The 24,510-nt window shown below is 68.4% G+C and carries 20 protein-coding genes; 10 read left to right on the forward strand and 10 right to left on the reverse strand.

The window, feature by feature from the left end; all coding sequences use genetic code 11:
• Positions 1-47: 47 nt before the first annotated feature.
• Both ACYJSS_RS03130 and ACYJSS_RS03135 read right to left on the reverse strand, forming a co-directional pair.
• On the reverse strand, positions 48-707 hold the full coding sequence (locus ACYJSS_RS03130) for a DUF502 domain-containing protein (protein ID WP_236204392.1): 660 nt from the start codon (positions 705-707) through the stop codon (positions 48-50).
• 49 nt (positions 708-756) lie between these two features.
• Complete coding sequence (locus ACYJSS_RS03135; protein WP_111260812.1) at positions 757-2,124, reverse strand: CYTH domain-containing protein; 1,368 nt, start codon at positions 2,122-2,124, stop codon at positions 757-759.
• 136 nt (positions 2,125-2,260) lie between these two features.
• Here ACYJSS_RS03135 and argE point away from each other — a divergent pair, with 136 nt between their 5' ends.
• Both argE and argA read left to right on the forward strand, forming a co-directional pair.
• On the forward strand, positions 2,261-3,418 hold the full coding sequence (argE, locus tag ACYJSS_RS03140) for an acetylornithine deacetylase (protein ID WP_111260811.1): 1,158 nt from the start codon (positions 2,261-2,263) through the stop codon (positions 3,416-3,418).
• A 111-nt stretch (positions 3,419-3,529) separates the two neighbouring features.
• Positions 3,530-4,828 (forward strand): amino-acid N-acetyltransferase, encoded by a 1,299-nt coding sequence (argA, locus tag ACYJSS_RS03145; RefSeq protein ID WP_111260810.1) that lies wholly within the window; start codon positions 3,530-3,532, stop codon positions 4,826-4,828.
• Positions 4,829-5,055: 227 nt separating this feature from the next.
• Here the strand turns inward: argA and ACYJSS_RS03150 are convergent, their stop codons facing one another.
• Positions 5,056-5,862: a cyclase family protein gene (locus ACYJSS_RS03150; protein WP_111260809.1), complete on the reverse strand. Its 807-nt coding sequence runs from the start codon at positions 5,860-5,862 to the stop codon at positions 5,056-5,058.
• Positions 5,863-5,947: 85 nt separating this feature from the next.
• On the opposite strand from ACYJSS_RS03150, the gene ACYJSS_RS03155 reads away from it, so the two are divergent.
• Positions 5,948-6,346, forward strand: a complete 399-nt coding sequence (locus tag ACYJSS_RS03155) for a carboxymuconolactone decarboxylase family protein (protein WP_111260808.1) — start codon at positions 5,948-5,950, stop codon at positions 6,344-6,346.
• Position 6,347: 1 nt separating this feature from the next.
• On the opposite strand, the gene rmf is transcribed toward ACYJSS_RS03155, so the two are convergent.
• From rmf to ACYJSS_RS03175, 4 genes are all read right to left on the reverse strand, one after another.
• Positions 6,348-6,560, reverse strand: a complete 213-nt coding sequence (rmf, locus tag ACYJSS_RS03160) for a ribosome modulation factor (RefSeq protein ID WP_111260807.1) — start codon at positions 6,558-6,560, stop codon at positions 6,348-6,350.
• 319 nt (positions 6,561-6,879) lie between these two features.
• A complete protein-coding gene (gshA, locus tag ACYJSS_RS03165) occupies positions 6,880-8,466 on the reverse strand; it encodes a glutamate--cysteine ligase (protein WP_111260806.1) in 1,587 nt (528 codons plus the stop codon).
• Between the two features lie 122 nt (positions 8,467-8,588).
• The gene (locus ACYJSS_RS03170) at positions 8,589-8,972 is read right to left on the reverse strand and encodes a PaaI family thioesterase (RefSeq protein WP_111260805.1); all 384 of its coding nucleotides are present in this window, start codon (positions 8,970-8,972) and stop codon (positions 8,589-8,591) included.
• A gap of 4 nt (positions 8,973-8,976) precedes the next feature.
• A complete protein-coding gene (locus ACYJSS_RS03175; protein WP_111260804.1) occupies positions 8,977-11,295 on the reverse strand; it encodes a Tex family protein in 2,319 nt (772 codons plus the stop codon).
• A 153-nt stretch (positions 11,296-11,448) separates the two neighbouring features.
• Here ACYJSS_RS03175 and ompR point away from each other — a divergent pair, with 153 nt between their 5' ends.
• The 4 genes from ompR to ACYJSS_RS03195 all read left to right on the forward strand — a co-directional run bounded on the left by ompR (position 11,449) and on the right by ACYJSS_RS03195 (position 18,469).
• Positions 11,449-12,219, forward strand: coding sequence for an osmolarity response regulator transcription factor OmpR (gene ompR, locus ACYJSS_RS03180; protein WP_371921684.1), 771 nt, complete (start codon positions 11,449-11,451; stop codon positions 12,217-12,219).
• 76 nt (positions 12,220-12,295) lie between these two features.
• Positions 12,296-13,609: an ATP-binding protein gene (locus ACYJSS_RS03185; protein WP_236204391.1), complete on the forward strand. Its 1,314-nt coding sequence runs from the start codon at positions 12,296-12,298 to the stop codon at positions 13,607-13,609.
• A gap of 149 nt (positions 13,610-13,758) precedes the next feature.
• The gene (locus ACYJSS_RS03190) at positions 13,759-17,517 is read left to right on the forward strand and encodes a bifunctional diguanylate cyclase/phosphodiesterase (RefSeq protein ID WP_111260801.1); all 3,759 of its coding nucleotides are present in this window, start codon (positions 13,759-13,761) and stop codon (positions 17,515-17,517) included.
• 208 nt (positions 17,518-17,725) lie between these two features.
• A complete protein-coding gene (locus tag ACYJSS_RS03195) occupies positions 17,726-18,469 on the forward strand; it encodes a SapC family protein (protein ID WP_236204390.1) in 744 nt (247 codons plus the stop codon).
• A 274-nt stretch (positions 18,470-18,743) separates the two neighbouring features.
• Here ACYJSS_RS03195 and rimK read toward each other — a convergent pair whose 3' ends face one another.
• On the reverse strand, positions 18,744-19,649 hold the full coding sequence (rimK, locus tag ACYJSS_RS03200) for a 30S ribosomal protein S6--L-glutamate ligase (RefSeq protein WP_111260798.1): 906 nt from the start codon (positions 19,647-19,649) through the stop codon (positions 18,744-18,746).
• The gene (rimB, locus tag ACYJSS_RS03205) at positions 19,646-20,122 is read right to left on the reverse strand and encodes a retropepsin-like aspartic endopeptidase RimB (protein WP_111260797.1); all 477 of its coding nucleotides are present in this window, start codon (positions 20,120-20,122) and stop codon (positions 19,646-19,648) included. The genes rimK and rimB overlap by 4 nt, the downstream gene beginning before the upstream one ends.
• Positions 20,123-20,253: 131 nt before the next feature.
• Between rimB and ACYJSS_RS03210 the strand changes: the two genes are divergently transcribed.
• On the forward strand, positions 20,254-20,661 hold the full coding sequence (locus tag ACYJSS_RS03210) for an RNA-binding S4 domain-containing protein (protein WP_111260796.1): 408 nt from the start codon (positions 20,254-20,256) through the stop codon (positions 20,659-20,661).
• Here ACYJSS_RS03210 and ACYJSS_RS03215 read toward each other — a convergent pair.
• Positions 20,658-21,449, reverse strand: a complete 792-nt coding sequence (locus ACYJSS_RS03215) for a phosphatase PAP2 family protein (RefSeq protein ID WP_111260795.1) — start codon at positions 21,447-21,449, stop codon at positions 20,658-20,660. The two genes, ACYJSS_RS03210 and ACYJSS_RS03215, sit on opposite strands and share 4 nt — an antisense overlap.
• A 108-nt stretch (positions 21,450-21,557) precedes the next feature.
• Between ACYJSS_RS03215 and hslO the strand changes: the two genes are divergently transcribed.
• Both hslO and ACYJSS_RS03225 read left to right on the forward strand, forming a co-directional pair.
• A complete protein-coding gene (hslO, locus tag ACYJSS_RS03220; RefSeq protein WP_111260794.1) occupies positions 21,558-22,451 on the forward strand; it encodes an Hsp33 family molecular chaperone HslO in 894 nt (297 codons plus the stop codon).
• Positions 22,452-22,902: 451 nt separating this feature from the next.
• Positions 22,903-24,447, forward strand: coding sequence for a phosphoenolpyruvate carboxykinase (locus ACYJSS_RS03225; RefSeq protein WP_111260793.1), 1,545 nt, complete (start codon positions 22,903-22,905; stop codon positions 24,445-24,447).
• Positions 24,448-24,510: the final 63 nt, after the last annotated feature.

Consider the following 24,510-nt stretch of genomic DNA (forward strand, 5'->3'; position numbering starts at 1 on the left):
CGCATTGTAACCAGCGCGGCGGCGCCTTGGCCAAGCGCGTCGGCGGATCAGTTCCGCGAGGCGTCGGGCGGCGTGGCGGTGGGGGGCGGAGTGAGGCCCATGGAGACATAGATGCTGGTCAGCGCATCGACCCCCATGTCGGCCGGGCGCACCCAGTCCACCGGTACGTAGAGCAGGCCGCCCCCCACCGGGATGGGCGCGGTGGGCACCAGGATGGCGCAGTAGGGCCGGCCTTCCAGTTCGATGGGCGCGGAGCTGGGTTGCAGGGCGAGCACCGCCGCGCCGTCGCCACCGAAGAAGCAGCAGACCGGCTGCATGGTGGTGATGTCGGCGTTCTTTTCCTTGTCGAGCATGCCGACGAAGCGGTCGGCGATGTTGTAGACGTTGCCGATCAGCGGGGTGCGCCGCAGGGTCTGGTCGAACAGCCAGGCCAGCGGCCGGCGCAGGCCCAGCTGCACGGCCAGGCCCAGGGGATAGAGGCTGCCCAGCAGCACCAGGGTGCCGACGAACCAGGCCAGGACCGGGCTGCTGGCAAACGGCTGGCCGAGCGCGGCGAGCAGTTGGCCGATCAGCGTCGAGGGGCCCACCAGGCGGTTGAGCAGGCTGACGATCCAGGCCAGCAGGGCCAGGGTCAGCACCAGGGGCAAGAGGGCCAGCAGGCCGGTCAGCCAGGTGCCGAGCAGGGATCGGAAGCTTTGCTTGAACATCGGGTGGGTTCCTCGTCGGCACCGCGCGGGCGCGCGGTGCCGGGTCGCATCACTTGAGCAGCTGCTTCCAGCTCTTCAGCGTCAGCACCCGGTGGGCCTGGCTGACGCGGGCTTCGAGGGCCTCCTCGTCGATCGGCCGGCCGGCCAGTTCGGCCAGCTTGTTCAGCTCACCGTAGCAGCGGTCGGTCTCGGGGATCTCCAGCAGCACGCTGCGGGCCAGGCGCAGCCAGACCAGCAGGCGCTCGATGCGCGGCAGCTGCTCGGCGAGGTCCTCGGGCTGGCGCTTGTAGCGGTCCAGCTGCAGGTCGCGGGCTTCGTCGCCCAGCAGGCGCGGCAGCCACTTGCCCAGCGCGGCCTTGCCCTGGCGGTTGCCACGGTCGTTGCGGCCGACGGTCCAGGAGCGGGCCAGCAGCCAGCTGGAGGCGTCGAGGGAGAACAGGCCCCAGCGGGTGCCGGCCAGTTCATCGGCGAATTGCTGCGGCGCCGCCTGGCGCGCGGCCTCGTCGTCCTGGCCGGCGGCCAGGCGCGGGCGCCAGTCGCCGATCAGGGCGTCCAGGGCCTCGCGCAGGCCGTGGCTGCTGGCGCGCGGCGCGGCCTGGCCGAGGCTGCCGAGCAGGGCGCGCAGGTCGATCAGCTGCTGCAGCCATTCGCCGAGCAGCTTCCAGTGGCCGTTGAAGCGGTATTGCTCGGCCAGGCGCTGGCTGCTGCCGAGCAGGTGCCAGGCGATGGCGGCGATGGCGTCGTCCAGGGGCATCTCGGCGTCCAGCACCGGGGCCGGCAGGGCGACGCTGTAGCTGTTGGCGTCGAACAGGCGGTAGCCACGCTCGGCCTTGCTGATGTCGCAGGGCATCAGGGGCAGGTCGGCGGCCAGTTCGCGGGCCAGTTCCAGCAGCGCCTCGGGCTCGCCCTGGCGCAGTTCCAGCTCCAGCTCGCAGATTTCTTCCTCGGCCTTGCCGGCGATGACCTTGCCCAGGTCCAGGGCGGCTTCCACCACCACCTTGGCCTTGCCACGGCCCCAGGCGATCTCGGCGCGCTCGCGGACGAAGTCGGTGGTGAAGATCGGTGCCAGGGTCTTCTTGTCCAGGTCGGCGAGGCTGGCCGGCCAGCAGTCGTCACCCAGCTTCTTCGGGTCGAGCTTGGCCTTGGGCAGGTACCAGTCCCACTCGTTGCGCTCGGACAGCCCGGCCACGCTCTGGCCACGGCTCTTGAGGGTCTGGATGAACTGGTCGCCGTCGCGGCGCAGGCGCAGGGCGACCTTGGCCTGGGACAACTCCCGCCCGGGGGTGTCGTAGTACTGGTTGAAGAGCTCGCGCTTCTCCCAGCCGCTCTTGTTGCGTTTCTTCAGCAGCGGGTGGTCGCGGAGGGCTTCGAGGGTCTCGCGGCTGGCGCGGAGCTTGATTTCGGTTTCTTTTTGCATGGCCGGAGTTTTATCAATCGCAGCACGGGATGGCTGCCGAGGCCGTGAAGTCTACAGGAGGCCGAGGCGCCCTGCCGGGCGGTTTCGCCGGCGGGGCGTTGTCCCTATGATGAGCCCTCGTCCGTGGAGAAAGCCGATGCCCGTTCCAGACCTGAAGAGCCAGTTCGCCGCGCTGATCGCCGCGCCTTCGGTGAGCTGCACCCAGCCCGGCTGGGACCAGTCCAACCAGGCGGTGATCGACCTGCTGGCGGCCTGGCTGGGCGAGCTGGGCTTCCGTTGCGAGGTGCAGCAGGTGGCGCCCGGCAAGGCCAACCTGCTGGCCACCCTGGGCAGCGGACCCGGCGGCCTGGTGCTGGCCGGCCACAGCGATACCGTGCCCTTCGACGCCGCGCTGTGGAAGAGCGACCCGCTGCAGCTCACCGAGGCCGATGACCGCTGGTACGGGCTGGGCAGCTGCGACATGAAGGGCTTCTTCCCCCTGGTGATCGAGGCGGTGCGCACCCTGCGTGACCAGCCGTTGCGCCGCCCGCTGATCGTCCTGGCCACCTGCGACGAAGAGAGCTCGATGTCCGGCGCCCGTGCCCTGGCCGCCGCCGGGCAGCCGCTGGGCCGCGCCGCGGTGATCGGCGAGCCCACCGGGCTGAAGCCGATCCGCCTGCACAAGGGCGTGATGATGGAGCGCATCGACATCCTCGGGCAGAGCGGCCACTCCTCCGACCCGAGCCTGGGCCGCAGCGCCCTGGAGGCGATGCACGAGAGCATCGCCGCGCTGGTGGCCCTGCGCGGCGAGTGGCAGCGCACGTTCAACAACCCGCTGTTCAACGTGCCGCAGCCGACCCTCAATCTCGGCTGCATCCATGGCGGCGACAACCCCAACCGCATCTGCGGGCAGTGCAGCCTGGAGTTCGACCTGCGCCCGCTGCCGGGGATGGAGCCGGAGATGCTGCGCGCGGCCATCCGCCAGCGCCTGGCGCCACTTGCCGAGCGCCATGGCGTGGCCATCGACTACCAGCCCCTGTTCCCCGCCGTGCCGCCCTTCGAGGAGCCGGCCGGAAGTGATCTGGTACGCCTGGCCGAACGTCTCACCGGGCATGCCGCAGAAGCGGTGGCCTTCGGCACCGAAGCCCCGTATCTTCAGCAGCTCGGCTGCGAGACCCTGGTGCTCGGCCCCGGCGACATCGCCTGTGCCCACCAGCCCGATGAACACCTCGAACTGTCACGCATCGAGCCTACCGTGGCGCTGCTGCGCCAGCTCATCCAGCACTACTGCCTGAACCCCGCCGACAAGGCCTGACGAGGAGGGAATCCGTTGATGTTCCTGCGACGACGATAAACGCGACGCCCCCGACTCCGTTACCGGAGTAGCACCGCTCATTTCGCCAACGTCCACAGGCTCACGGAATCCATGCACGACTACGTCAACTGGCTGCGCCACGCATCGCCCTATATCAACGCCCACCGGGATTGCACCTTCGTGGTGATGCTGCCCGGCGAGGGCGTCGCCCATCCGAACTTCGGCAACATCGTCCACGACCTGGTGCTGCTGCACAGCCTGGGCGTGCGCCTGGTGCTGGTGCACGGCTCGCGCCCGCAGATCGAGGCGCGGCTGGCCGCGCGCGGGCTGACCCCGCACTTCCACCGCGACCTGCGCATCACCGACGGCCCGACCCTGGAGTGCGTGATCGACGCCGTGGGCCAGCTGCGCATCGCCATCGAGGCGCGCCTGTCCATGGACATCGCCGCCTCGCCCATGCAGGGCTCGCGCCTGCGCGTCACCGGCGGCAACTTCGTCACCGCGCGGCCCATAGGCGTCGTCGATGGCGTCGACTACCACCACACCGGCGAGGTGCGCCGCATCGACCGCAAGGGCATCAGCCGCCAGCTCGACGAGCGCTCCATCGTGCTGCTCTCGCCCCTGGGCTACTCGCCCACCGGGGAGATCTTCAACCTGGCCTGCGAGGACGTCGCCACCCGCGCCGCCATCGACCTGGGCGCGGACAAGCTGGTGCTGTTCGGCAGCGAGCGCGGGCTGATCGACGAATCCGGCAAGCTGGTGCGCGAACTGCGCCCGCAACAGGTGCCCGGCCACCTCGTGCGGCTGGGCAACAGCTACCAGGCCGAGCTGCTGGACGCCGCCGCCCAGGCCTGTCGCAGCGGGGTCAAGCGCAGCCACATGGTCAGCTATGCCGAGGACGGCTCGCTGCTCACCGAGCTGTTCACCCGCGACGGTGGCGGCACCCTGGTGGACCAGGAGCAGTTCGAGTCCCTGCGCGAAGCCACCATCGACGACGTCGGCGGGCTGATCGACCTGATCACCCCGCTGGAGGACCAGGGCATCCTCGTGCGCCGCTCCCGCGAGGTGCTGGAGCGCGAGATCGGCCAGTTCACCATCGTCGAGCGCGACGGCCACATCATCGCCTGTGCGGCGCTCTATCCCATCGCCGACTCCGATGCGGGCGAGCTGGCGTGCCTGGCGGTGAACCCCGAGTACCGCCACGGCGGCCGTGGCGACGAGCTGCTGGAGCGCATCGAGGACCGCGCCCGTGCACTGGGCCTGAAGACCCTCTTCGTGCTCACCACGCGCACCGCGCACTGGTTCCGCGAGCGCGGGTTCCAGCCCAGCGGCGTGGAAAGCCTGCCGGCGGCACGTGCCTCGCTCTACAACTACCAGCGCAACTCGAAGATCTTCGAAAAGGTGCTCTGAGGCTGCTCCTACAGAACTGAGGGCGCGTGCCGTAGAGTGTGCCGTGCGCACCTTCGCACGGTGCTTCCGGCGAGCTCCAGGTGCGCGCAGCACACCCTACGTCTGGAGTGAGCGACGGCTGCCCGCTCCGAGGCCCCTCTTCCAGTGGACTCGTGAAAGGGCCCGGCACCGAGCAGGGCCCATCGCGGCTGAAGCCGCTCCCACAGGGGGGAGTCCCGCTCACCCCATCAGGGCAGTATCGCGAACACCCGCGCCGGGAAGCCGGTGCCCCGGGCGATCTTCGGGAAGCTCACGACCACCAGCGCGCCGGCTTCCGGCACCTGGTCCAGGTTGGCCAGCAGCTCGATCTGGTAGTGGTCCTTGCCGAGGATGTAGGACTCCAGGGAGTAGTCGTCCTTGCTGGTGGCGATGCCCGGGTCGGTGTCCGTGGTCTCGTGGCCGGAGGCGGTGATCTTGCGGGTCTCGTAGAGGTAGACCAGCGCCTCCTTGCTCCAGCCCGGGTAGTGGGCCACGCCCTGGGCGTCGGCGTTCTGGATCTTCTCCTGGCTCGGCCAGCGCTTGGACCAGTCGCTGCGCAGGGCCACGAAGGCGCCTTCGGGCACCGGGCCGTGCTTGGCCTCCCAGGCCTTCACGTCGGCCAGGGTCAGTACGTAGTCGGGGTTCTTCGCCGCCTGCTGGTGGATGTCCAGCACCACCAGCGGCAGCAGCTGTTCCTTCACGTCGATCTGGTCGATGCCGCGCAGGCCCTTGTGGAAGTGCACCGGCGGGTCGACATGGGTGCCCCACTGGCCGACGTGGGTGTAGAGGTCCACCTGGAAGCCGTCCTTGTCGACGGTGTAGAGCGTCTTGCGCTGGGCGTTCTCGAAGCCCTTCCAGTGCGGCACCTGCTCGTCGTAGGCATGGGTCAGGTCGACCCAGGTCTTGGCTTTCAGGGTGGCGTAGGTGTCCCAGAGGCCGGGTTGCGCGGCCTGGGCCAGCAGCGGCAGGGACAGTGAGGCGGTGAGGGCCAGGCGGCCCAGGGTGCGTATCGACATGCGTGACCTTCTCCATGGTTGGGACCGGGCCGGTATGGGCGCTCTGCCTATACTGGCTGACTCATAACTTAGAAGGGGATGCGCGATGTCGTCTAAGCACTTGATCGAATATGAACATGCCAGTCCGGAAGTCCGCGCCGTCTACGACGACATCATGGCGACGCGCCAGGTCGACCAGGTCAACAACTTCTGGAAGGCCCTGGCCCAGCACCCGGACAACCTGCGCCGCACCTGGGAGAGCCTGAAGCAGGTGATGGCCCCCGGCGCGCTGGACCCGCTGACCAAGGAGCTGCTCTACGTGGCCGTCAGCGTCACCAACAACTGCGCGTACTGCATCGGCTCGCACACGGCGGCGGCGCGCAAGGCGGGGATGACCGAGGCGATGTTCGGCGAGCTGCAGGCGGTGATCGGCATGGCCAACGAGACCAACCGGCTGGCGACGGGTTATCGGGTTCCGCTGGACGCGGCGTTTCGCGAGGACTGATTCAGGCGATCCGCGAGGGGCGCTGCAGCTCGTACTGGTCGTGGCCGTCGTCCCAACCCGCTTCCCAGGCCGCGGCGAGGACTTCGGCGGGGTAGGGTTGCTGGTCGATCGTCTGGCCGGTGAGGCCCGCCATGTAGCCTTGCTGGTAGGCCTTGTTGAGGCTTTCCAGGCTCCATTGCTGGCTGTCTTGGGGGTGGGCGTCTGGGGCCGCCATGGGCAAAGCTCGCAGGCTCTGGATTTGTGCTCATGCTAGCTGCCGGTTTTCCGGCGCGGGTGGCCGCCTGTCCCGCTTCGAGCCCCAGCTTGTCGGTTTTGTGACGGGGCGCGCCTTTTCAGGGCGCAGGGCTGCGCGGGTGGCTTTAGGTGGCGGGTTGCGGCGTGTCGTGCGCCGGGCGCAGGGGCGTCGGGCCCCGCCTCGCGCGGTGGCTGGGCGAGGCGTCGTACACCCTACGCCATTCCACGTGCGGGTTTGGGCTTTCGCAGGGTGGGTAGAGCGCAGCGAAACCCACCGTTGCGGTGGGCTCCTGCGGGGGTCAGTTGCTCAGCAAGCCGAGGATGCTGGCCTGGTAGGCGGCGACGAAGGTGTCGAAGTCGACGTCGGGCTCGGCTTCCAGGCGCGCCTGTTCCTCCAGGGATTCGCGCGCCATGGCTTCGAGGCGAGCCTGGTCGTCCGGGGCCAGGGCCTCGGCGCGGAAATACGCGGCGTGCAGGCGGCTCTGGCGCAGGGAGAACTCGCTGAAGCTCTCGCCACGTTCGCGCAGCTCGGCCAGCACCTGTGCCGACGGCGTGAGGCGGGTGTCCTCGACCTTGAGGCGCTGGGCCTGCAGGGCTTCGGCATGGGCCTGGCCGCCCTGGGCGCGGTCCAGCAGGTCGGCGGTGCGGGCGATCTGGTCGAGCAGCTCGAAGGCCCATTCCTTGAGGCCGATCTCCTGGCCGTTGCGCTGCAGGTGCAGGCCGGGGCGACGGCCTTCCTTGACCACGCGCTGGAAGTTGTCGGTGCAGTCGCGGCACTCGCCGCCGGCCAGGGGCGGGCTGTCCTGCAGGGCGCAGAACAGCAGGAAGGCGTCGAGGAAACGCGACTCGGCCAGGTCGATGCCCAGCGGCAGGAAGGGGTTGATGTCCAGGCAGCGCACTTCGACGTACTGCACGCCACGGGCCATCAGCGCCTGGATCGGGCGCTCGCCGGTGTAGGTGACGCGTTTCGGGCGGATCGAGGAGTAGTACTCGTTCTCGATCTGGATGACGTTGGTGTTCAGCTGCACCCATTCGCCGTCACGCTTGGTGCCGATCTCGGCATAGGGCGGGTAGGGCGTGGACACGGCCTGGCGCAGGCTCGACAGGTAGCTGTCGAGGCTGTTGTAGCAGGGCGTGAGGCCGGACTGGGCATTGTTCTGGTAGCCCAGGTCGCTCATGCGCAGGCTGGTGGCCCAGGGCAGGAACAGGGTGTCGGCGTCGAGGCGGTCGAGGTCGTGGGGGCGGCCGCGGAGGAAGTTCTGGTCCAGCGCCGGCGCCGCGCCGAACAGGTACATCAGCAGCCAGCTGTAGCGCCGGAAGTTGCGGATCATCGCGATGTAGCGCGCGGACTGGAAGTCACGGTCGCTCTGCGGATCGCCTTCGGCCTCCTTGAGCAGCGGCCACAGGGCTTCGGGCAGGGAGAAGTTGTAGTGGATGCCGGCGATGCACTGCATGGTCTTGCCATAGCGCACGGCCAGGCCTCGGCGGTAGACGTACTTCAGGCGGCCGATGGGCGAGGTGCCGTAGCGGGCGATCGGTATGACCTCCTCGCTGGGCAGGCGGCCAGGCATCGAGGCGCTCCACAGCAGCTCGCCGTCGAGCTTCTGGTAGGTGAAGCGGTGGATCTTCTCCAGGTCCGCCAGGGTCGCCGCCGGGTCGTGCTCGGTGGGGGTGATGAACTCCAGCAGCGACTCGGAATAGTCGGTGGTGATCTGCGGGTTGGTCAGCGCGGAACCGACGGCCACCGGGTGTGGGGTCAGGGCCAGCTGGCCGTTGCCGTCGACGCGCAGGCATTCGCGCTCGATGCCGTGCAGGCACTGGGTCAGCAGGGACAGGTGGGCACGCTCGCCCAGCAATGCCAGGCGGCGGGAGAGAAGGTCGCTCAATTTGGAATCCTGTGGGTCCCAGGGACAGTCGCCCCAATATGAGGGTGGACTGGTCGGTCTACAAGGGGCGGACATGACTGCGTTGTCGCTTCGTCCAGAATAGAGCGTCGCCGTCCTGGCGCTTACAGCTGGGCGAAGGTGCCTTGCCCTTTAGCGACCAGCTTGTCGCCCTGCAGCACATCGGCCTCGACCACCAGGGTCCGCGAGCCGGCGTGCACCACCCGCGCGCGGCAGAGGATGTCACCCTCGGCCACGGGGCGGATGTAGTTGATCTTGCATTCGATCGTGGCGCTGCGCCGCTCGAAGCCATGGACGCTGGTGCAGGCCAGGCCCATGGCGATGTCGAGCAGCGAGAAGATGGCTCCGCCGTGCATCACCTGGCCGCGATTGCGCAGGTGCTCGGCCATGGACAGGCGCGCCTCGGCGACGCCGTCGCCCAGGCTGACCGGTTCGATGCCCAGCAGCTTGCTGTAGGCGCTGGCGGTGTGCAGGTCGGAGACTTCCATCAGCTCACTTCTTCTTGATCTGCTTGGCGTTGGCGAACAGCGAGGCCATGGCGTTGTTCGCCGGTGCCGCCTGCTGCTGGCGCGGGGCACCCCGATCGGGACGCTGGCCGCCCTGCGGACGACCGCCGCCGCGCGGGCCCTCGACCTTCTCGCCGGGGGTGTCGCTCATGCGCATGGACAGGCCGACGCGGTTGCGCGGGATGTCCACCTCCATGACCTTGACCTTGACGATGTCACCGGCCTTGACCACCTCGTACGGGTCCTTGACGAACTTCTCCGACAGCGCGGAGATGTGCACCAGGCCGTCCTGGTGGACGCCGATGTCGACGAAGGCGCCGAAGTTGGTGACGTTGGTCACCACGCCTTCGAGCACCATGCCGGGCTTGAGGTCCTTGAGGCTCTCGACGCCTTCCTGGAACTCGGCGGTCTTGAACTCCGGGCGCGGGTCGCGGCCGGGCTTGTCGAGTTCCTTGAGGATGTCGGTGACGGTCGGCAGGCCGAAGGTCTCGTCGGTGAACTTGGCCGGGTCGAGGCGCTTGAGGAAGGCGGAGTCGCCGATCAGCGAGCGCACGTCGCGGCCGGTGCCCTCGGCGATGCGCTGCACCAGCGGGTAGGTCTCCGGGTGCACCGCCGAGGCATCCAGCGGGTTGTCGCCGTTCATCACGCGGAGGAAGCCGGCGGCCAGCACGTAGGTCTTCTCGCCCAGGCGGCTGACGTTCTTCAGCTCTTCGCGGGTCTTGAAGGCGCCGTTGGCGTCGCGGTGGGCGACGATGTTCTGCGCCAGGGTCGCGTTGAGGCCGGAGATGCGCGCCAGCAGGGCGGCGGAGGCGGTGTTCACGTCCACGCCCACGGCGTTCACGCAGTCCTCGACCACGGCGTCCAGGCTGCGTGCCAGCTGCAGCTGGGAGACGTCGTGCTGGTACTGGCCGACGCCGATGGACTTCGGCTCGATCTTCACCAGTTCGGCCAGCGGGTCCTGCAGGCGGCGGGCGATGGACACCGCGCCACGCAGGGACACGTCCAGCTCGGGGAACTCCTTGGCGGCCAGTTCCGAGGCCGAGTACACCGATGCGCCGGCCTCGCTGACCATGATCTTGGTCATCTTCAGGCCCGGCATCTTGCTGATCAGCTCGCCGGCCAGCTTGTCGGTCTCGCGGCTGGCGGTGCCGTTGCCGATGGCGATCAGGTCGACGCCGTGCTTGGCGCAGAGCTTGCCGAGGGTGGCCAGGGTGTCATCCCACTTGTTGTGCGGGACGTGCGGGTAGACGGTGGCGGTCTCCAGCAGCTTGCCGGTGGCGTCGACCACGGCGACCTTGCAGCCGGTGCGCAGGCCCGGGTCCAGGCCCAGGGTGGCGCGCGGGCCGGCCGGGGCAGCCAGCAGCAGGTCATGAAGGTTGCGGGCGAAGACGTTGATCGCCTCGGTCTCGGCGCCTTCGCGCAGCTCACCCAGCAGGTCGGTCTCCAGGTGGGTGTAGAGCTTGACCTTCCAGGTCCAGCGCACCACCTCGCCCAGCCATTTGTCGGCGGCGCGGCCCTGGTCCTTCACGCCGAAGCGCTCGCCGATCATCACCTCGCAGGGGTGCATGGTGCCGGGCAGCTCCTCGCCGACCTTCAGCGCGACGCTGAGCACGCCCTCGTTGCGGCCGCGGAAGATCGCCAGCGCGCGGTGCGACGGTGCGCCCTTGAGGGGCTCGTCGTGCTCGAAGTAGTCGCTGAACTTGGCGCCTTCCTGTTCCTTGCCGGGAACCAGGCGGGCGGTCAGGGTGGCGTTGTCCTTGAGGAAGCCGCGCAGGCTGGCCAGCAGCGTGGCGTCCTCGGCGAAGCGCTCCATGAGGATGTACTTGGCGCCTTCCAGCACGGCCTTGGTGTCGGCGAAGCCCTTTTCGGCATCGATGAAGCGCGCGGCTTCGGTTTCCGGCGCCAGGGTCGGGTCGGCGAACAGCGCGTCGGCCAGCTCGCCGAGGCCGGCTTCCAGGGCGATCTGGCCCTTGGTGCGGCGCTTCTGCTTGTACGGCAGGTAAAGGTCTTCGAGGCGGGTCTTGGTGTCGGCCAGCTTGATCTCGCGGGCCAGTTCCGGGGTCAGCTTGCCCTGCTCCTCGATGCTGGCGAGGATCGCGCCACGGCGGTCCTCCAGCTCGCGCAGGTAGCGCAGGCGCTCTTCCAGGGTCCGCAGCTGGGTGTCGTCCAGGCTGCCGGTGACTTCCTTGCGGTAGCGGGCGATGAAGGGAACGGTGGAGCCTTCATCGAGCAGGGCGACGGCGGCGGCGACTTGTTGCGGGCGCACGCCCAGCTCTTCAGCGATACGGTTGTTGATGCTTTCCATATGAAAAAGACACACCTGATGACCAACGAAAGACCGGCCGGGCCTGGCCCTGGCCGGGAAACAAGCGGCGCATTATAAACACCCCGTTGCACTGGCCAGGGAACCGTTCGGGGAAAAATCTGCTAACAATGGTCGAGCCGCGCGACACCGGTGCTGAGTAATAATGCCGCGCTTGAGAAACCAGGAGAGAACATGAGCAGCATCCCCAATGCCGAGGGCGAAAAGATCCTGATCGTCGACGACGACGCGCGTCTGCGTCGCTTGCTCGAGCGCTTTTTCGAAGAGCAGGGCTACCGCGTGCGCGCGGTGGAGAACGTCGAGCAGATGGACCGCCTGCTGGCCCGCGAGCTGTTCCACCTCGTGGTCCTGGACCTGATGCTGCCGGGTGAGGACGGCCTGTCCGCCTGCCGCCGCCTGCGCGCGTCGAACAACCAGGTGCCGATCATCATGCTCACCGCCAAGGGCGACGAGTCCAGCCGTATCCAGGGCCTGGAACTGGGCGCCGACGACTACCTGGCCAAGCCGTTCAACCCGCGCGAGCTGCTGGCGCGGATCAAGGCCGTGCTGCGCCGCCAGGCGCCCCAGGTGCCCGGCGCCCCGGCCGCTGCCGACGAGAGCGTCACCTTCGGCGAGTACGAGCTGTCCCTGGCCACCCGCGAGCTGAAGAAGGGCGAGGACGTGCACATGCTCACCACCGGTGAGTTCGCCGTGCTCAAGGCCCTGGTCCAGCACGCCCGCGAGCCGCTGACCCGCGACAAGCTGATGAACCTCGCCCGTGGCCGCGAGTGGGACGCCCTGGAGCGCTCCATCGACGTGCAGATCTCCCGCCTGCGCCGGCTGATCGAGCCCGACCCGTCCAAGCCCCGCTACATCCAGACCGTCTGGGGTGTCGGCTACGTGTTCGTGCCCGACGGCAACAAGTGACCTCCCCCCGCCGCGCCCGTATCCCGGGCGCGGCACTGCCTTGCAAGGCGCCTGAGCCTCCTGCCCGGAAAACCCGATGAAAGCGCCGTACTGGTTCCCGCAGAGTTTCTTCTCCCGCACCCTCTGGCTGGTGCTCATCGTCGTGCTGTTTTCCAAGGCGCTGACCCTGGTCTACCTGATGATGAACGAGGACGTCCTCGTGGACCGCCAGTACAGCCACGGCGCCGCGCTGACCCTGCGTGCCTACTGGGCGGCCAGCGAATCCGAGCGCGACGACCTGGCACGCGCCGCCGGCCTCAAGCGGGTGGCCAGCGACGCCGTGCCGCCCAGCGAGCAGCACTGGCCCTACAGCGAGATCTTCGAGCGGCAGATGCAGACCGAGCTCGGCCCCGAGACCGAGGTGCGCCTGCGCGCCAAGAGCCCGCCGGCGCTCTGGGTGCGGGCCCCGGCGCTGGGCCCCGACTGGGTGCGCATCCCGCTTTATCCACACCCCTTGCGCGGGCAGCGCATCTGGAGCGTGCTCGGCTGGTTCCTCGGCATCGGCCTGCTGTCCACTGCCGCCGCCTGGATATTCGTGCGCCAGCTCAACGCCCCGCTCAAGCGCCTGGTGTTCGCCGCCCGCCAGCTCGGCCAGGGCCGCAGCGTGCGCCTGCCGGTGAGCGACACGCCCAGCGAGATGACCGAGGTCTACCGCGCCTTCAACCAGATGGCCGAGGACGTCGAGCAGGCCGCCCGCGAGCGCGAGCTGATGCTGGCCGGCGTCTCCCACGACCTGCGTACCCCGTTGACGCGGTTGCGCCTGTCCCTGGAGCTGATGAGCAGCGACAGCGAGTTCACCGAGGACATGGTTCGCGACATCGAGGACATGGACGCCATCCTCGACCAGTTCCTCGCCTTCATCCGCGACGGTCGCGACGAGCGCCAGGAAGAGCTCGACCTCGGCGAGCTGGTGCGCGAGGTGGTGGCCCCCTACAACCAGCACGAGGAGCGCGTGCGCCTGTGCCTGGAGCCGGTGCCGCCGTTCCCCCTGCGGCGCGTGTCGATCAAGCGCCTCTTGACCAACCTGATCGAGAACGCGCTGCGCTATGGCGGCAACGGCGTCGAAGTGGCCGCCTTCGTGGCGGGCGATCACACCGCCCCCTATGTCGTCCTCAGCGTGCTCGACCGTGGCCAGGGCATCGACCCGGCCGAGCTGGGCGACATCTTCAACCCCTTCATCCGCGGCGACCGCGCCCGTGGCGGCAAGGGCACCGGCCTGGGCCTGGCCATCGTCAAGCGCATCGCCGCGCTGCACGGCGGCAGCGTCGAGCTGCGCAACCGTTCCGGCGGTGGGCTGGAAGCCCGCGTGTGCCTGCCCCTGGGCCTGCTGCTGCCCCGCGACGCCGCCTGACAGCCCCGCACGGCGGGGCTCGCGTTCATCCGCGACGCCTTCCGTCAGGCTGCGACGCGGGCTCGTTGTTGCATAGTGTCACTTTGCCCTGACCCACGTACTCTAGGCGCCCTGGACTATCCTCCCGCGTGCGTAGACTTGAGGTCAGAATGCCCGCCGCTAAAGCCCGCTTGCCCAACTGGACCTGGTGGTCGTCACTGCCGTTGCTGCACCTCGCCACCTGGGTCTCCCTGGGCACCCAGGTTTCCGGCGGCGTCGCGCTCTGGTACCTGCCCTTTTCCCTGGGGCTGGTGGCGTGCCTCTGGTGGGGCCCTCGGGTACTGCTCGCGGTCTTCCTCAACGCCGTCCTGAGCGCACCGCTCTGGGGCCTGGACTGGCGCCTCGCGCCTTTCTACGCCCTGCCCGAGACCCTCAGCATCGGTGTCGGCTGGCTGCTTTTGCGGCCGCCGCGCTTCGATGTCGCCCTGCCGGATTTCGCCAGCCTGCTGCGCTTCATGCTGCTCGGCGTGCTGGTGCCCGTGACCCTGGTGGCCATCGGCGTGCAGGGCAGCCTGGTGCTCACCGGGGTGATCGCCCCCGAGGCCTGGGGCACCGCCAGCCTGCTGATGTGGCTGGGCGACAGCCTCACCACCCTGGTGGTCTGCCTGCCGCTGCTCACCTACCTCACCCCCTGGTTGCGCCGTCGACGCTGGGCGCTGGGCGCCTTCGCGCCGCTGGCCGAGTCCATGCTGCGCCTGCCCCCCTGGCCCTTGCTGGTGGTGCTGGTCATCGCCTTGCCGCTGGCGATCGCGGTGATGCCGCTGTTGCTGACCCTGCCCCTGATCGGCCTGGTGATGCTCAGCCTGGCCCTCACCCGGGGGTTCCCCGGCGCCCTCTGCGGCGCCGGCCTGGCCACCGCCACCGTGCTCTCGCTGCCGCTCCTGCGGGAGCTGGGCGAGGCCCCGCAGTGGCTGGAGCCGCAGCGCATCGAGCTGCACCTGAGCGTGCTGCTGCTGATGGTCTCCACCCTGCTGGTGGGGCGGACCCTCAGCGACCTGCGCCTGGAACTGCGCCGTCGCGCCGAGATGCAGCAGGCCCTGGCCATGAACAGCCTGGCCCTCGAGGCCAGCCCGCTCGGCGTGATCATCGTCGACGCGCGCCAGCCCGACTTCCCGCTCACCTACTGCAACCCCGCCTTCCTGCGCATCACCGGCTACAGCCGCCATGAAGTGCTGGGGCGCAACTGTCGCTTCCTGGTCGGCCACGACCGCAACCAGCCCGAACTGCCGCGCCTGCTGGCGGCCATCCGGCGCGGCGAGCCGTGCCAGGCGATCCTGCGCAATTACCGCAAGGACGGCAGCCTGTTCTGGAACGAGGTGACCCTGGCGCCGATGCACGACGACCAGGGCATCAGCCATTTCGTCGCCCTGCAGCACGATGTCAGCCGCCGCGAACTGCTCGCCGAGGAACTGGGCCTGCGCCGCGAGGAGCTGATGCGCCAGACCCACCTGCTGAGCCAGACCGAGGCCATCGCCGACATCGGCGGCTGGGTGCTGGAATTGCCCAGCGAGCAGATGTTCTGGAGCGAGGGCACCTTCCGCATCTACGACCTGGAGCCGGTGGGCGGCGCGCCCAACCTGGAACAGGCGATGAACTACTTCGACGAGGACAGCCGCGCCCGGGCCCGCGCCACCCTCGATCACGTGCTGCGCAGCGCCGATCCCTTCGACATCGAGCTGCGTGTCGTCACCGCCAAGAGCAACTACCGCTGGGTGCGCCTCAAGGGCCTGGCCGAGCACGACGGCGAGCGGGTCATCCGCATCTATGGCGCGATCCAGGACCTCACCGAGCAGAAGCGCGCCGAGCGTCGCCAGCGCGAGCGCGAGGAGCATCTGCACCTGTTCTTCGAGGCGCCGCTGATCGGCATGGCCCTGTGCTCGCCCGAACACTGCTGGGAAGAGGTCAACTTCAAGCTCTGCAGCATCCTCGGGCGTTCCCGCGAGATGCTCCAGGGCGCCGACTGGATGAGCATCACCCACCCCGACGACCGTGGCGCCGAGCAGGCCCTGCTGCACCAGGTGCGCAGCGCCCAGCGCGACGGCTACGAACTGGACAAGCGCTTCCTGCGGCCCGACGGGAGCGTCGTCGATACCCGCGTCAACGTCCGCGCGGTGCGCGATGGCGACGGTCGCATGTACGCCCTGCTGGCCCTGGTGGAAGACGTCAGCGCCCGGCGCGAGGCCGAGGCGCGCTACCGCATCCTGGTGGAGCACGCCCCCGAGGCGATCCTGGTGTTCGACGTCGAGCGCGGCATCACCGAGGCCAACGAAAACGCCGCGCGCCTCTACGGGCTGCCCCGCGAGCAGCTGATCGGGCGCATGCCCACCAGCTTCAGCCCGCCGCTGCAGGCCGACGGGCGTCCCTCGCGGGACGTCGGCCAGGCCCACGCCCAGGCCGCGCTGGCCGGCGAGGCACCGGTGTTCGAATGGCTGATGCGTGATGTCGCCGGCCGCGTGCGCCCCTGCGAAGTGCGCCTGGTGCGCCTGCCCGGCGGCGCGGCGCCGCTGATCCGCCTGAGCATCACCGACATCTCCGAGCGCCAGCGCTACCAGCGCGAGATCGAGCGCCTGGCCTACAGCGACGAACTCACCGGCCTGCCCAACCGCCGCCTGCTGCTCGACCGCCTGCAGCACGCTATGGCCCGTGAGGTGCGCGAGGGCCGCTTCGGCGCCCTGCTGTTCATCGACCTGGACCACTTCAAGACGGTCAACGACAGCCTCGGCCACCCGGTGGGCGACGCGCTGCTGCGCGAGGTCACCGCGCGCCTGGCCAGCTGCCTGCGCGCCGAGGACACCCTGGCGCGGCTGGGCGGCGACGAGTTCGTGGTGCTGCTCGAGGCCCTGGGCGAGCACCCCGAGGCGGCCGCCGAACACGCCGCCGAGGTGGGCACCAAGCTGCTCCACAGCCTGCATGGGAGCTGTCGCATCGGCGAGCACGAGCTGTCGGTCAGCGCCAGCATCGGCATCGCCCTGCACCCCTTCGAGCGCCAGGGTGCGGCGGACGTCCTCAAGCAGGCCGACACCGCCATGTACCGGGCCAAGCAGGGCGGCCGCAATGCGCTGCACTTCTTCGCCCCGGCCATGCAGGCCGCCATCGACCAGCGCCTGCAGTTGCAGAGCGAGCTGCGCCAGGCCGTGGCGCGCGAGCAGCTGTTCCTCGAGTTCCAGCCGCAGCTGGCCCTGGCCGACGAGCGTGTGGTCGGTGCCGAGGCGCTGCTGCGCTGGCGCAGCCCCACGCGCGGTGTGGTGCCGCCTGCCCAGTTCATCGCCCTGGCGGAGGAGACCGGGCTGATCCTCGAACTCAGCGACTGGGTGCTCGACCGCGCCTGCGCCGCCCTGGCCCAGTGGCTGCCGCGCTGGCCGGAGCTGGTCATGGCCATCAACATCAGCCCGCGCGACCTGCGCCAGGGTGATTTCGTCGCCCGGGTCAGCGACTGCCTGCAGCGCCATGGCGTACCGGCCCAGCGCCTGGAGCTGGAGATCACCGAAGGCAGCCTGCTGGAGGACGTCGAGCAGTGCATCGCCGCCATGCAGGCACTCAAGGGCCTGGGCGTGCGCTTCGCCATCGACGATTTCGGCACCGGCTATTCCTCGCTCACCTACCTCAAGCGCCTGCCGCTGGACCGCCTGAAGATCGACCGCAGCTTCGTCGAAGGCCTGGAACAGGCCGGCAGCGACGCCGCGCTGGTGGACACCATCCTCGCCATCGGCCACAACCTCGGCCTGGAGTGCATCGCCGAAGGCATCGAGGCCAGCGGCCAGCACCAGAGCCTGCGCGCCCTGGGCTGCGCCCTCGGCCAGGGTTTCCACTTCAGCCCGCCGCTGGACGAGGCCGCCTTCGTCGACTGGCTGGGGCAGCGCGCCCCGTGAGCCTGTTGCCGCATCCAGGAATGCCGGGGCAGGCGGGGCCGGCCCTGCAAAGCGTCGGTGCTGGTCTTAACTTCAGCTGGGGTCGCCACCTGGACATCGGCCTGGTGGCGGCCAATACCCTCGAGGATGGGGTGCCCGACCAGGATGGTGGACAGGTCCTGGCGCAGATCGTCATCCGTCAACCCGTTCTTCCCAGGAGACCCACGTAATGACCACGCTGCTGCTGTACAAGGACATCAAGGCGCTGAACCGCGAGGAGCACCGCTCGCTGAAGCTCGCCAGCCTCCAGAACAGCGAATTCGCCGCCGGCACCCATCTGGTGCCGCTGGCCGGCCTGGAGTTCTTCCAGGCCTCCCGTCACTACCCGATCGTGTTCATCGGCGAGGGAGCCCAGGCCGTGCCCATCGCCCTGCTGGGCCTGAAGGCCGGCCACAACGGCTACGTCGACGCCAACAACCTGTGGCAGGAGAACTGCTACATCCCGGCCTTCGTGCGCCGTTACCCGTTCGTCCTGGCCCAGGACAGCGCGGAGAACTTCACCGTCTGCTTCGACGCCGCCTACTCGGGCTGGAACGAGCAAGAGGGCCGCGAGCTGTTCGACGAGGAAGGCCGGAACAGCCTCTTCCTCGAAGAGATGATCCACTTCCTGCAGAACTTCACGACCGAGATGGAGCGCACCCGCCGCTTCGTCGACATGCTCAACGAACTGGAGCTGCTGTCCCCCCGCAGCCTCAAGCTCAGCCACAGCAATGGCGAGAGCTTCGTGCTCAGCGACTTCCTGGCGGTGGACGAGGAGCGCTTCCTGGCCCTTCCCGACGACAAGGTGCTGGAGTTGCACAAGTCCGGTTTCCTCGGCTGGATCTATGCCCACCTGATCTCCCTGGGCAACGCCAACCAGCTGTTCGCGCATTACCTGGCGAAGAAGGCTGCCGGCGAAACCACCACCCATTGAGGGGGGCGGCTCCACTCCCGGCCGGGGGCGGAGCCTGCTTCAGCGCAACGACTTCCTTGATGCGTCCGTAGGTCGGGTGAGGCCCGGCGGCTTTTGTGTGGGCGCTGGATGGGCTCGGCGTATGGCGGAATGTAGGGTGGACCCCGCTTCACCGGTCCACCATGCGGTGCTGGGCATGACTACCGGCTTCCCGGCACCTCCACCGCGTGGGTTTCGCCGAGCTCTACCCACCCTACGGAAGTCCATCGCCTCGTCGGGAGAGCGATGGGGGGGCTCAGCCCTTGCCCTTGGTGCGGGTCATGTTGGGGCCGGCACTTTTTTCCAGGTGTTCGATGATGATCCCGGCGACGTCCTTGCCGGTGGTCACTTCGATGCCTTCCAGGCCGGGGGAGGAGTTCACCTCCATCACCAGCGGGCCGTGGTTGGAGCGCAGGATGTCGACACCGGCCACCGACAGGCCCATGACCTTGGCGGCGCGGATGGCGGTCATGCGTTCCTCCGGGGTGATCTTGATCAGGCTGGCGCTGCCGCCCCGGTGCAGGTTGGAACGGAACTCGCCCGGCTTGGCCTGGCGCTTCATCGAGGCGATGACCTTGTCGCCCACGACGAAGCAGCGGATGTCGGCACCGCCGGCCTCGCGGATGTACTCCTGCACCATGATGTTCTGCTTCAGGCCCATGAAGGCCTCGATCACCGATTCGGCCGCCTTCTCCGTCTCGCACAGCACCACGCCTATGCCCTGGGTGCCTTCCAGCACCTTGATCACCAGCGGGGCGCCGTTGACCATGCGGATCAGGTCGGGGATGTCGTCGGGGGAGTGGGCGAAGCCGGTCACCGGCAGGCCGATGCCCTTGCGCGAGAGCAGCTGCAGGGAGCGCAGCTTGTCCCGCGAGCGGCTGATGGCCACCGACTCGTTGAGGGGGAACACGCCCATCATCTCGAACTGGCGCAGCACGGCGCAGCCGTAGAAGGTCACCGAGGCGCCGATGCGCGGGATCACCGCGTCGAAGCCTTCCAGCGGCTGGCCGCGGTAGTGGATCTGCGGCTTGTGGCTGGCGATGTTCATGTACGCGCGCAGGGTGTCGATCACCTGGATCTCGTGCCCGCGCTGCTGGCCGGCCTCCACCAGGCGACGGGTCGAATACAGACGCGGGTTGCGCGACAGCACGGCAATTTTCATTGGGCACCTGGAAGGGAGTCGAAGGCCGGTAGGGTCGGCTTGTCCTGTACGTAGCTAAGGGCCGGGTTGACCACCAGTTGGCCGTCCACCAGGGCTTTGGAGCCGATCAGCACGCGGTAGCGCATGGTCTTGCGACAGGCCAGGGTGAACTCGATCGGCCAGGCGCGATCGCCCAGGGCGACCGTGGTGCTGATCACATAGCGGCTCTGGGCCTGGCCGTTGGAGCTCTTGATGGTCTTCACCGAGACCACCTGCGCCTCGCAGCGATGGCGCCGCTGCACCAGGGTGCCGAGGTGCGCGGTGAAGCGCACCCAGCGCTGGCCGTCGCGCTCGAAGGGCACGATGTCGCTGGCATGCAGGGTGGAGGTGCTGGCCCCGGTGTCGATCTTGGCGCGCAGGCCGACCATGCCGAGTTCGGGCAGGGCTATCCATTCACGCAGGCCGATCACGGAGAGTTGGTCGAACGTCTTCAAAGCAGGCTTTCCGGTAAAGTTGTCGGCATTCTAGTTGCCCCTTGTGACAACTGCATCCGGCCCGGCGTGCGCCCGGGAGGCAAATTTCCAGGTTGCGATGCCGTGCAGCCTGCCAGCATGGAAACCGAGGCATGAGCGACAAAGACGACGACAAGGTGCGCCTGGACAAGTGGCTATGGGCGGCGCGTTTCTACAAGACCCGCGCGCTGGCCAAGGAGGCCATCGAGGGCGGCAAGGTCCACCACCGGGGTGAGCGCTGCAAGCCGGGCAAGGAGCCGCGCATCGGTGACCAATACGTGATCCGTACCGGCTTCGAGGAGCGCACCGTGGTGGTCCGCGCCCTTTCCGTGGTGCGCCGGGGCGCGCCCGAGGCGCAGACGCTCTACGAGGAGACCGCCGAGAGCATCGCCCGCCGCGAGGAGGCGGCGGCCCTGCGCAAGGCCGGCGCCCTGGGCGTGCAGACCGAGGGCCGGCCGACCAAGAAGCAGCGCCGGCAGATCCACTACCTGCGCGGCGGCTCCGGTGATTTCGAGGGCTAGCGCAGGCGCTTGTCGTCCAGCAGCGACAGGCGGTTGAGCAACGGCACGCGGCTGCCCAGGCGCATGGCCGGGCTGGCCAGCCAGGCCAGCACGCGGGCGAGGTGGTCGCCCGCCGGGGTGCACCAGCCCCAGGCCAGCACCAGCAGGGTGATGAACAGGCCGCCGACCAGGTCGTCCGCCAGCCAGTGGGCACCGGCCACCAGGCGCGGCAGCATCATCGCGGTGGCCAGGGCCACTACCGTCACGCGGTTCCAGCCCCGGGCGAAGATCGCCATGAACAGGCCCCAGAGCATCAGCACCGAGGCGTGGTCGCCGGGGAAGCTGCGGCTGGAACGGTCCTTCACTTCGAACACGCTTTCGAGCAGCGGGAAGTGATCGGACAGCTGCATGCCGCCCAGCACGATGGACGGGCTGGCGTGCTGCCAGCCATGGTGCACGGCGATGCGGGTGAAGAGGATGCGCACCGCCACGAGCACCAGCATCAGGGCGATGAAGGTGAACAGCGCGGGGCGCAACTGGTGGCGGCGGAACACCCAGTCCTGGCGGATCAGCAGGGCGAGCATCAGGCCGCCGGCGAGGATGTCGAACAGCCGCGTGCTGCAGAAGGCCCAGAAGCCCATCCACAGCGGGTGGCCGTCCAGGGAGCCGTTGAGGGCCAGGTAGACGGCCCGGTCGGCCTGGTCCCAGAGCGTCCGGGTGGCCGGCGACAGCCAACTGGCGAGCAGCAGCAGGGCGAAGGCGTGCAGGCCGATCAGGGCCGGCCATCGCCAGGAGGCTTGGACACGCATCGGTTTCTCCATAAAATTCCCATCCTCATCTATCGCAGGCCGTGGAAAGGCGCGCTTTATAGTTCGCCGTCATCGTTCTGTCATCTTTCCTTCCCGGGTTTCCTCCTCATGCCGACCTTCGACAATACCCAGCGCTTCCTTTTCGACGACACCGACGTGCGCGGTGAGATGGTCGCCCTGGGCGAGAGCTACGCCCACGTGCTGGCCAAGCACCCCTATCCGGAGCCGGTGGCCCAGCTGCTCGGCGAAATGCTCGCCGCCGCCTCGCTGCTGGTCGGTACCCTGAAGTTCGACGGCCTCCTGGTGCTCCAGGCGCGCTCCTCCGGCGCCGTGCCGCTGCTGATGGTGGAGTGCTCCAGCGACCGCGAGCTGCGCGGCATCGCCCGCTACCACGCCGAGCAGGTGGAGCCCGGTGCCGGGCTGCACGAACTGATGCCCGAGGGCGTGCTGACCCTGACCGTGGACCCGAAGCAAGGCCAGCGCTACCAGGGCATCGTCAGCCTGGAGGGCAGCAACCTGGCCGAGAGCCTGTCCGCCTACTTCGCCAACTCCGAACAGCTGCCAACCCGCTTCTGGCTCAACGCCGATGGCCGCAATGCCCGTGGCCTGCTGCTCCAGGCCCTGCCGGCGGACCGCCTGAAGGACCCGGAAGCCCGCGCCGCCAGCTGGCAGCACCTGACCACCCTGGCCGATACCCTCACCGCCGAGGAGCTGCTGGGCCTGGACAACGAAACCGTGCTGCACCGCCTCTACCACGAGGAGCCGGTGCGCCTGTTCGACCCGCGCCCCATCAGCTTCCGCTGCAGCTGCTCGCGCCAGCGCTCGGCCAACGCCCTGGTCAGCCTGGGCCGCACGGACGCCGAAGCCCTGCTGGACGAAAACGGCGGCACGGTGGTGATCGACTGCCAGTTCTGCAACCAGCGCTACAGCTTCGACGCCGCCGACGTGGCCCAGCTGTTCGCCGGTGGCGGCAGCGCGGCGCCGTCAAGCACGAAGCATTGAGGGCTTAGCAGCCAGCTGCAAGCGGCAAGTTTCAAGCTGCAAGAGGGCGTGCCCTTGCTCTTGCTTGCCGCTTGTAGCTTGGTAGCTTGCGGCTGCTTCTAGTTCATAAGTCCCCTACCAATTTGTAGTGTGTCGTAGCGCAGCCCGGGCCTGTGGATATCTCGGCAAGCGCCCGCCCGGCCTCGTTTTCTCGCGTGGCGTTCCGCTGGTGACCGCCATTGCTGAGGCAGTCATTTCCAGTGACGAACCCGCTTGAGAAGCGCTCGCCAGAGTCGCAGTTCCCGGTGCCCGGTCTGACTGAAACCCCCGTATCGTCTGCCTTACGTCCAGTCATCTCGCCTAAGCCATAGTTCCTCTGGCATAATCCGGCGCACTTTTTTCGCTGTAGCGGGTCGCATGACCCACTACATATTTGATTGGAGGACTCGGCCTCTCGCCGACGGGGAACCACATGACGCAAGCCAATACCGCCGTGTACACCGATATCAGCGCCGCGCAACTGGTCGAAGAGGCCATCCGCCGTGGCGAGGGTGAGCTGGCCGCCAACGGTTCGCTGGTAGTTAGGACCGGTCACCGCACCGGCCGTTCTCCGGCCGACCGCTTCATCGTCCAGGAGCCGAGCACCGAATCCAAGATCGCCTGGGGCGCCATCAACCGTCCCTTCCCGGCGGACAAGTTCGATGCCCTGTGGGACCGCGTCGAAGCCTATGTGACCGAGCGCGAGCGTTTCGTTTCCCACGTGCACGTCGGCTCCGACCCCGAGCACTACCTGGCCGTCAAGATGACCACCGAGACCGCCTGGCACAACCTGTTCGGCCGCTGCCTGTTCATCAATCCCGAGCAGTACAACCCGCAGGCCCGCCAGGAATGGCAGATCATCAACGCCCCGAACTTCGTCTGCGAGCCGGAGCGTGACGGCACCAACTCCGACGGCTGCGTGATCCTCAACTTCGCCCAGCAGAAAGTCCTGATCGCCGGCATGCGCTACGCCGGTGAAATGAAGAAGGCCATGTTCTCCGTGCAGAACTTCCTGCTGCCGGAAAAAGACGTGCTGCCGATGCACTGCGCCGCCAACGTCGGCGAAGACGGCGACACCACCCTGTTCTTCGGCCTGTCCGGCACCGGCAAGACCACCCTGTCCGCCGACGAAAGCCGTTACCTGATCGGTGACGACGAGCACGGCTGGGGCGTGGGCACCGTGTTCAACATCGAAGGCGGCTGCTACGCCAAGTGCATCGACCTGTCCGAGAAGAACGAGCCGGTGATCTGGAAAGCCATCCAGTTCGGCGCCGTCCTGGAAAACGTCGTGCTGAACCCGGAAACCCGCCTGCCCGACTACAGCGACGACAGCCTGACCCAGAACTCCCGTGCGGCCTACCCGCTGGAGCTGGTCGAGAAACGCGTCGAGGCCAACCGTGCCGGCGAGCCGAACGCCGTGATCTTCCTGACCTGCGACCTGACCGGCGTACTGCCGCCCGTGTCGATCCTCAACAACGAGCAGGCTGCCTACCACTTCCTGTCCGGCTACACCGCCCTGGTGGGTTCCACCGAGATGGGGTCCGGCGGCGGCATCAAGTCGACCTTCTCCACCTGCTTCGGCGCGCCCTTCTTCCCGCGCCCGGCCGGCGAGTACGCCGAGCTGCTGATCAAGCGCATCAAGGGCTTCGGCTCCAAGGTGTACCTGGTCAACACCGGCTGGACCGGCGGTGGCTACGGCGTCGGCAAGCGCTTCAACATCCCCACCACCCGTGGCGTGATCGCGGCCATCCAGAGCGGCGCTCTGATCGGTGCCGAGACCGAGCACCTGCCGCTGATCAACCTGGACGTGCCCAAGGCCGTTCCGGGCGTCGAGACCAACCTGCTCAACCCGCGCAACACCTGGGCTGACAAGGCTGCCTACGACGAAGCCGCCAAGGGCCTGGCCGAGAAGTTCATCGAGAACTTCAAGAAGTTCGACGTCTCCGACGCCATCCGCAACGCCGGCCCGCAGCTGTAAGCGAGCCCGTTGAAGAAGAAGCCGCCTCCGGGCGGCTTTTTCATTGCTCGCCACGGGAATTAC

It is taken from the genome of Pseudomonas sp. No.21, assembly GCF_054558415.1.

Excerpts from the sequence above, each read along its gene's own strand:
- rimK (WP_111260798.1), bottom strand. The coding sequence starts at position 19,649 with ATGAAAATTGCCGTGCTGTCGCGCAACCCGCGTCTGTATTCGACCCGT.
- ACYJSS_RS03210 (WP_111260796.1), top strand. The coding sequence starts at position 20,254 with ATGAGCGACAAAGACGACGACAAGGTGCGCCTGGACAAGTGGCTATGG.
- ACYJSS_RS03185 (WP_236204391.1), top strand. The coding sequence starts at position 12,296 with ATGAAAGCGCCGTACTGGTTCCCGCAGAGTTTCTTCTCCCGCACCCTC.
- ACYJSS_RS03135 (WP_111260812.1), bottom strand. The coding sequence starts at position 2,124 with ATGCAAAAAGAAACCGAAATCAAGCTCCGCGCCAGCCGCGAGACCCTC.
- ACYJSS_RS03225 (WP_111260793.1), top strand. The coding sequence starts at position 22,903 with ATGACGCAAGCCAATACCGCCGTGTACACCGATATCAGCGCCGCGCAA.
- ACYJSS_RS03170 (WP_111260805.1), bottom strand. The coding sequence starts at position 8,972 with ATGGAAGTCTCCGACCTGCACACCGCCAGCGCCTACAGCAAGCTGCTG.
- ACYJSS_RS03195 (WP_236204390.1), top strand. The coding sequence starts at position 17,726 with ATGACCACGCTGCTGCTGTACAAGGACATCAAGGCGCTGAACCGCGAG.
- argE (WP_111260811.1), top strand. The coding sequence starts at position 2,261 with ATGCCCGTTCCAGACCTGAAGAGCCAGTTCGCCGCGCTGATCGCCGCG.
- argA (WP_111260810.1), top strand. The coding sequence starts at position 3,530 with ATGCACGACTACGTCAACTGGCTGCGCCACGCATCGCCCTATATCAAC.
- ACYJSS_RS03130 (WP_236204392.1), bottom strand. The coding sequence starts at position 707 with ATGTTCAAGCAAAGCTTCCGATCCCTGCTCGGCACCTGGCTGACCGGC.
- ACYJSS_RS03190 (WP_111260801.1), top strand. The coding sequence starts at position 13,759 with ATGCCCGCCGCTAAAGCCCGCTTGCCCAACTGGACCTGGTGGTCGTCA.
- ACYJSS_RS03215 (WP_111260795.1), bottom strand. The coding sequence starts at position 21,449 with ATGCGTGTCCAAGCCTCCTGGCGATGGCCGGCCCTGATCGGCCTGCAC.
- ACYJSS_RS03150 (WP_111260809.1), bottom strand. The coding sequence starts at position 5,862 with ATGTCGATACGCACCCTGGGCCGCCTGGCCCTCACCGCCTCACTGTCC.
- rmf (WP_111260807.1), bottom strand. The coding sequence starts at position 6,560 with ATGGCGGCCCCAGACGCCCACCCCCAAGACAGCCAGCAATGGAGCCTG.
- hslO (WP_111260794.1), top strand. The coding sequence starts at position 21,558 with ATGCCGACCTTCGACAATACCCAGCGCTTCCTTTTCGACGACACCGAC.
- ACYJSS_RS03175 (WP_111260804.1), bottom strand. The coding sequence starts at position 11,295 with ATGGAAAGCATCAACAACCGTATCGCTGAAGAGCTGGGCGTGCGCCCG.
- ACYJSS_RS03155 (WP_111260808.1), top strand. The coding sequence starts at position 5,948 with ATGTCGTCTAAGCACTTGATCGAATATGAACATGCCAGTCCGGAAGTC.